General features: G+C 60.8%; 5 protein-coding genes and 1 rRNA gene. 3 read left to right on the forward strand and 3 right to left on the reverse strand.

The features are described from left to right. The coding region (locus ACYP01_RS05505; protein ID WP_459678861.1) for an excalibur calcium-binding domain-containing protein at positions 1-254 on the forward strand (254 nt) is incomplete at its 5' end. A 52-nt stretch (positions 255-306) separates the two neighbouring features. Here the strand turns inward: ACYP01_RS05505 and ACYP01_RS05510 are convergent. Next, positions 307-1,434 carry an alpha/beta hydrolase gene (locus ACYP01_RS05510; protein WP_459678862.1) on the reverse strand — a complete coding sequence of 376 codons (1,128 nt, stop codon included), beginning with the start codon at positions 1,432-1,434 and terminating at the stop codon, positions 307-309. Between the two features lie 111 nt (positions 1,435-1,545). Here ACYP01_RS05510 and ACYP01_RS05515 point away from each other — a divergent pair, with 111 nt between their 5' ends. After that, positions 1,546-4,728 (forward strand): DEAD/DEAH box helicase, encoded by a 3,183-nt coding sequence (locus tag ACYP01_RS05515; protein ID WP_459678863.1) that lies wholly within the window; start codon positions 1,546-1,548, stop codon positions 4,726-4,728. Positions 4,729-4,841: 113 nt separating this feature from the next. Continuing rightward, positions 4,842-5,417 (forward strand): TerD family protein, encoded by a 576-nt coding sequence (locus tag ACYP01_RS05520; protein ID WP_003940660.1) that lies wholly within the window; start codon positions 4,842-4,844, stop codon positions 5,415-5,417. Between the two features lie 81 nt (positions 5,418-5,498). Here the strand turns inward: ACYP01_RS05520 and ACYP01_RS05525 are convergent, their stop codons facing one another. Together ACYP01_RS05525 and rrf are read right to left on the reverse strand one after the other, a co-directional pair. Next, positions 5,499-6,788 carry a plasmid pRiA4b ORF-3 family protein gene (locus tag ACYP01_RS05525; RefSeq protein ID WP_228401161.1) on the reverse strand — a complete coding sequence of 430 codons (1,290 nt, stop codon included), beginning with the start codon at positions 6,786-6,788 and terminating at the stop codon, positions 5,499-5,501. Positions 6,789-7,306: 518 nt separating this feature from the next. Continuing rightward, a 5S ribosomal RNA gene (gene rrf / locus ACYP01_RS05530) occupies positions 7,307-7,423 on the reverse strand. Positions 7,424-7,613 lie beyond the last annotated feature (190 nt).

The raw sequence follows: 7,613 nt of genomic DNA on the forward strand, positions 1-7,613 counted from the left end.
AGATCGCACGCATGATTCCGACTGGCTCTGCCGACGCAGTCCAGCCGTTCCTTCCCCCGGTCTTCGCACCGCCGGCGCCGCCCGCTCCGCAAGCGCCCCAGAACCAGCCGGCGCCGCAGAACACTCCCGCACCGGCGCGGTATTACCAGAACTGCACAGCCGTGCGTAACGCCGGCGCAGCTCCGTTGTACCGGGGCCAGAACGGTTACGCCCCGCATCTCGACCGGGACAACGACGGCATCGCCTGCGAGTGATCCAACGCTCGGGTTGTGGTGCACCCACAACCCGAGCACTGTTGTCGAACCGTCAGACGCCCAATGCCCGGGACAGAGTCGGCCACGCCTTCGGCAGTCGTTCACGCCAATACGTCCACGCGTGCGTGCCGTTCGGCTCGTAATCCACCTGCGCCGGAATCTTCAGCTCCTGCAACCGAGCGTCGAACATCTTGGTGCAGGCGTGGGCGGCAACCTCGATGCCGCCGCCGATCACCAGACGCTCGAGCAGTTCAGGAGTCTGCAGCGTCTCATCAGATCCGGGACGACCGTTTGCAGTCGACACGTAGATTTCCTTGCCACGCAACTTCTCTGCGTTGATCAACGAATCGTGTGCCTCCCACTCCGGTCCCCCTGGCACACCCCAGATGTTGGCCGGATCTCCACTTCGAGACGATATCGTGGCCTGGACGGCAGTTCGGCCGAGCGGATCCATCGTGGAATAACAGCCGCTGAACACGGCAACGCCGCGATACATGTCCGGAAAGCGTTGGACGAGCATCATTGCACCCATCGCGCCCATGGAATTGCCGGCAATCGCGTTGATTCCGTTGGTCTCGAGTCGCGCGTCGATCAGCGGTGGCAACTCCTCGGTGATGAAGGTTTCCCACTTGTGCAGTCCCAGCCGCGGATCCGGATTCTCCCAGTCCGAGTACAGGCTCGCGATTCCGCCATTGAGCATCACGACGTTGACGTTCTTGTCGGCGAAGAACGCCGGGGCGCCGCCGATCGTCATCCATCCGCTGCTTTCCTCTCCGGCGTCGACACCCTCGAGCATGTACAGCGCTGGGCGCGGAACCGAATTGTCAGCGGGTAGCAAAATCTCGACGCCGACCTCGCGTCGAAGTGCAGGCGACGCCACCGTCAGCCTGACCGCCTGTGGTGCGGTCACCTTCTCGCCGACGATGGCCGGGACGACGATGTCGTCGCGCAGGTCCGGTTTGGGGCCCGGATCCTCCTGAAGTGGTCCCGGGATCGTCGACCCCGAGCTCACGCTTCCCTCGACGCTGCCCAGACTTCCCGAGCTTCCCGAACTACCCGAACTACCGGAACTCGGCGCTGCCGTCGACAGTCCGCCCAATTGCAAAGAAAGTGCACAGACGGCCAAACACACCGCACCTGTGCGCGCAGATCGAATCCACGCACGCCGCTCAGTCCTCATGAAACTCCCAAACCAGTCAAAGATGTTTCCGTGAACATACCGTGCAGTTCGGACTTTCTTGGACAAACGACCACGACAAGATCTGTCGGACGCCGCCACTAGGCTGGCCCCGTGCAACAGGACTCAGTCAAGGCCCTCGACCTCGACCGAGTTCGCGCTGTCGTCGGCACGACAACCTACGACCGCGGACTTACCTACCTGCGGCAGAATGCGGTCGTGTCGATCAGTTGGAACGGCACCCCGGATACCTTGACCGGGGCCGTGGCGGGGACCGCGCGGGAGCCGTACGCCTGCACAATCTCGATAAGTCACAGCGTGGCCGGTGCTGCCACATTCACGCGTGGCATCTGCACGTGTCCCGTGCGGATGAACTGCAAACACGTGGTCGCGTTGGTACTCGCAGCGGTGGCCGAGGCGAACACGACGCCACGACAACTCGGATGGGACCGCGCGCTCGAGGAGTTGCTCCGACCAGACCCCGACGGCCGCACAACTCCCGGACTCGGCATTCAATTCATCGCGCGAACCAAAGGCGCATCGACACGGCTCCTCGTCAAACCAGTGCAACCAGGAGCGAGAGGGTGGATCTCCGGCGGACTCGCCTGGAACAAACTCGGAAGCACTTTTCAGTTCCCTGCCGACCACATCCGGGTTCTACGCGACATTCATCTCCTCCACAGCGCCGGCAACCATTACCGAAATCAGAATGCAGCGGAGATCGATCTTGCCGGGTTTCCGAGCCCGCAACTCTGGTCGCTTCTTGATGAGGCCATCAGCGTCGGCGTTTCACTCGTTCACTCGAAAGCCGGCCTCGGCAACATCTCCCTACTCTACGACGCCAACATCTGCCTCGACGTCCACGGAGCGGAAGACAACAACCTCCGTCTCACTCCCCGAATTCAGACCGATGGGCACATCGTGACTCATTCCGACTGGGGACTGGTCGGCATGCCGGCACATGGCGTCTTCGCGCTCGACGCCGCCAACGCGATCACTCTCGCACCACTGCACACGCCGATAACTCACCAATTGAGGCAGTTGATCGACTCCGGAAAATCGGTCGACATACCCGCCGAGCATCGGGATGCATTCACGTCGCGGTTCGTGTTCAAACTCGGAAACCTCGCTCCCGTCATATCTTCCGACGGTGCTTACAACCCACCGACTGTGTCCGGTCCTCGGCTACAACTGATGGCCACTTACGCGGACAACCACCGCATCGACATCGAATCGGCATGGAAGTACACCGTCGATGCCGACGAACTGATCATTTCTACCGCAGACACAACCACCGACGAGTCCGAGATCCGCAACCACGTTGCCGAAGATGCCATTGCCAAGAGCCTCGGTGCGGCCGCGGCGAAGGCCACTCTCGCGGGAACTTTGACCGGCCTCGATTCCATGCAGTTCACACTCGACCTCCTGCCCCAACTCGAAGCGCACGACGCCATCGACCTCACGGTTGCAGGAACCCCCGCCGACTACCGGCCTGCAGACGACGCTGTCGTGATCGGCCTCAGCACATCAGCCCCCGACGGGGACAGCGGATCCGACTGGTTCGACCTCGATGTCACCGTCGATGTTGCGGGACAAAGCGTTCCGTTCACAACACTGTTCTCTGCTCTGAGCAAGGGCGAGACTCACATACTGCTACCGGACGGCGCCTTCTTTCGGCTCGACGCACCTGAACTACTCGGCCTGCACCGTCTCATCACCGAAGCGCGGTCGCTACTCGATCGGCCTACCGGCAGACTCGGGATCAGCAAATTTCAGGCCGGACTGTGGGAAGAATTGACGGCGCTCGGAAGGGTGGAACATCAAGCAGCAGCTTGGAAGAAGCAGATCGCAGGATTGCTCGGCAGTTCGGGCATCGATCCCGTCGAAGTCCCGGACACGTTGACGGCAACGCTACGTCCCTATCAGGTCGACGGATTCCGTTGGCTCAATTTCCTCCGACTGCACAACTTGGGCGGCATACTCGCCGACGACATGGGCCTGGGCAAGACCCTGCAGACCCTCGCAATGATCTGCGCTGCACGGCAATCGAATCCGGCCGCGCCTCCCTTTCTGATCGTCGCTCCCACCAGCGTGGTCTCCAACTGGAAGTCCGAAGTGGCGAAGTTCGCACCGACCCTCCACACCGCTGTCATCACGGATACTCTGCGGCGCAGAAGAACCGACCTGGCAACACTCGTCGACGGGGCGGATATCGTCGTGACGTCGTACGCTCTCTTTCGCCTCGACACCGATGCGTATTCCGCCGGCCGCTGGTCCGGACTGGTGCTCGACGAAGCCCAATTCGCCAAGAACCACAAGTCCAAGGTCCACAAGTGTGCGACGGCAGTGAACGCACCCTTCAAACTCGCGATCACCGGAACACCCATGGAGAACAATCTTCTGGAGTTGTGGTCGCTGCTCGCGATCACTGCACCAGGACTGTTTCCCAGCCCCACCACCTTCACCGATTTCTACCGCACTCCCATCGAAAAGGAAGGCGACACAGAGCGATTGGCGCAACTGCGACGACGCGTCAAACCGCTGATGGTGCGGCGCACCAAGGAACAGGTGGCTGCGGACTTGCCGCCCAAGCAGGAGCAGGTACTCGAGATCGAGTTGCATCCGAGCCATCGCGCGATCTACGACACCCACCTGCAACGCGAACGGCAGAAGATTCTCGGACTGCTCGACGACGTCGACAAGAATCGGTTCACGATCCTGCAATCGCTGACGCTGCTACGCCAACTCAGTCTCGACGTCTCGCTGGTCGACGAGGAAAGCGGGCCCGTCCCATCGGCCAAGGTCGACGCTCTCGTCGAGCAATTGGACGACGTCATTGCCGGCGGACACCGTGCGTTGATCTTCAGCCAATTCACCGGGTTCCTCGGTTCTGTCCGCAACCGACTCGACGAGGAAAGAATTCCGTACAGCTATCTCGACGGTTCGACGCGCAATCGCGGTGAAGTGTTGGAGGAGTTCAAGTCTGGTGCAGTCCCCGTCTTCCTGATCAGCCTCAAGGCTGGTGGCTTCGGCCTCAATCTCACCGAGGCCGACTACTGCTTCATTCTCGACCCCTGGTGGAACCCGGCCGCCGAGGCACAAGCGGTCGACCGTACTCACCGCATCGGGCAGACACGAAACGTCATGGTCTACCGCCTCATTGCCAAAGACACCATCGAAGAGAAGGTCATGGCGCTCAAAGCCAAGAAGTCGGCATTGTTCTCGAATGCCATGGACGCCGAAGGCACACTGGGCACCGGACTCGACGCCGAGGATCTTCGCGCGCTGTTCGAGTGAGGTGCCTATTCGGTCGAACCGCACCTACCCGCTCACGGTAATGTGAGTCGCGAACGGACAACACAGAACTCCCGAACGAAGAAATCCACTTCGTTCGAACGAGAGGAACCTGAATGGGCGTCACACTTGCCAAGGGCGGCAACGTATCTCTGTCGAAGGCCGCACCCAATCTGACCAAGGTCGCAGTCGGTCTCGGCTGGGATGCACGCAGCACCAGTGGTGCCGACTTCGACCTCGACGCCAGCGCGTTGGTCACCGGCCCGGAACGCAAGGTCCTTTCCGACCTTCACTTCGTCTTCTACAACAACCTTCGCTCGCCCGACGGATCCATCGAGCACACCGGCGACAACCTCACCGGTGAAGGTGACGGCGACGACGAGGTCATCAACGTCGACCTCCCGGCTGTACCGCCCAACGTCACCAACATCTTCTTCCCCGTCTCGATTCACGACGCCGATGCGCGACTCCAGTCCTTCGGACAGGTCACCAACGCCTACATCCGCGTCGTAGATCTGTCGAACGGCTCCGAACTGGCACGCTACGACCTCTCCGAAGATGCATCCACGGAGACAGCCATGCTTTTCGGTGAGCTCTACCGCCACAATGGCGAATGGAAGTTCCGTGCAGTCGGACAGGGATACGCATCCGGACTCGCCGGAATCGCCCGCGACTACGGCGTGAACATCTGATCTCTATCGGTACACGAAACGGGGTTCGATTCGGCATTGCCGGATCGAACCCCGTTTCGGTTGTCTGCGTCGACGCGCGAGTTAACGCCGCAAGATCGCCCTCGCGAGGTGAACAGCCCAGGGCGAGTCCGCTTTGCTGCCGAACTTCCCCAGCTCGTACCCCGTAGCGCCGATCAATCCGAGCACCTCTACGGTGCTCCCTGACGTGTCACGTCTGGGAGTCTGAGCCCCAGCCATCAGGATGCTCGACGACCGAATCGACTCCAGCGCTCCCGCGACGAAACGATGACGATCCGCCGGCGACATGCCGGCGGCTACGGCAAGGAGGACAAGGAGTTCCACCGCTCTCTGCGAGCCGCCGGGCGCAACCGGAACTCCCTCGACGATCACCGACCACGTCATTGACGCGTCCCGCTCTGCCGACTGTCCCCGCTTCGTCAGAACAATCTGCCCTTTGTGCTTTCGCACCAGGCCGAACTTCTTGAGCACTGCGAAGAGTGATCGCCCTTGTGGAAGGTTTACAGGTCCCAGTTCAGGTTCGTCGAGCATCGCGTCGACCGTCGTGAAGAAATCATCGGCACCGATCCCTTCGACACCGATCAGAGCCAGAACCGCTTGAATGCGTTGGCCCGCCTCGACGTGGACCAACTCCCCGATTGCCGACTGATCGTCAATGCCTGCTCGGGCTAGGACCGCGTGCAGTTCCGGGACTCGCGAGGGTCCCAGGCATTCGACGAGCTTCGCAATGTCGTACGACGCAGCGATCTCGTCCGGTCTAGGACTATGCAGTCGATTATTGACCTCAGCGATCTCGAATCGTGTCGGCTCGAAATCAGTTTGTGGCCATTCGAGGGTCCATTCATGGGAGCGCAGCTTCTCCGAAGCGAGAACACCGAGGAGCTGCTCGTACTCGTCAGGTCCGACGCATTCCTCCGGCGGACAAGCACCGCGACCCGCGGCACACACAACTTGGAACCCTTCGGGCAGTACTTCGGAAGATTCAAGTGTCAGCGTGTGGCGCCAGTTCCCGAAGCGTCCGTAGCGATAACTGATTTCATCGCCAGGCGAGACCATGACCTCGTCCAGGCGTACCGCGGACTCTACGATCGCCGCTCGGCCGGCCCGACGCTGCTCTGCGTTGCTCCCGGAAGCTACGTACTCTTCGACCTCGCCGGGAAATCGGCTGCCGGACTTGGACCACGCGTGCGATTGACGGTCACTCCACCCCATTGCCCGTTGAACCACCGAATGCAGGTCATCCAGATTCAGATCCGACGCGACGAGGATTCGTCGCCAGATCTGAGTGGAAACATTGTCGACACTGATACGTATCGCGTATTGCGCCGGTACCGCGCGCCTCTTCGAACGCAACGATCGCGCAATCTGAATGCCCCCACGCCCTCCGCCAGCTTCTAGTACAAACCTTTGCAGTTCTTCAGGTTCCGTCGGAACGAGTCGCAAATGCGACACCCTCGAGCTGCTCAACCCCACCATGAGACTCAGCCTAGGCCAAAGTGCTAGGGACGAAGGCACAAAATCGGAGAGTACTTCGGACTTATGAGACGGTTCACAACCTATACCTTGGCTAACAAGTCGCTACGTGCGTCGGCGACGGCATCTTCCTGGCCCAATCCCTGCCCTGATGGTGAACGGCACGTTCGGTCGATCTGAGGCGACGAAAGTGCCGTTCACTCCATGCCGGGGTGCCGGCGGCGTGCCCGCCCCTGATGGTGTGAACGGTACGTTGGGTCGATCTGAGACGACGACAGTGCCGTTCGCTCGAAGTCGGGGGTGCCGGCGGCGGTGCTTTCGGGTGTTGGCGGGGTGGGGTGTTTTGGGTACGAGAAAGCCCCCCAACCAGTACTGGTTGGGGGGCTTCTCTAATGTGTGTTCGGCGGTGTCCTACTCTCCCACACCCTGTCGAGTGCAGTACCATCGGCGCTGAAGGGCTTAGCTTCCGGGTTCGGAATGGGACCGGGCGTTTCCCCTTCGCTATGACCGCCGTAACTCTATGAAACTGTCACAGTAACCTTCTTCTGATCACCTGGTTTCACCACCCGTCAACACCAGTTTCTGGTGTTGGGGGATGGAGAAAACAGGGTTTCTCATCAGTATCTGTGTGTTGTTTCAGATACCGCACAGTGGACGCGTAGCTTCTTTGTGGTAAGTCCTCGGCCTATTAGTACCAGTCACCTG

This window comes from Rhodococcus sp. no. 34 (genome assembly GCF_054589475.1).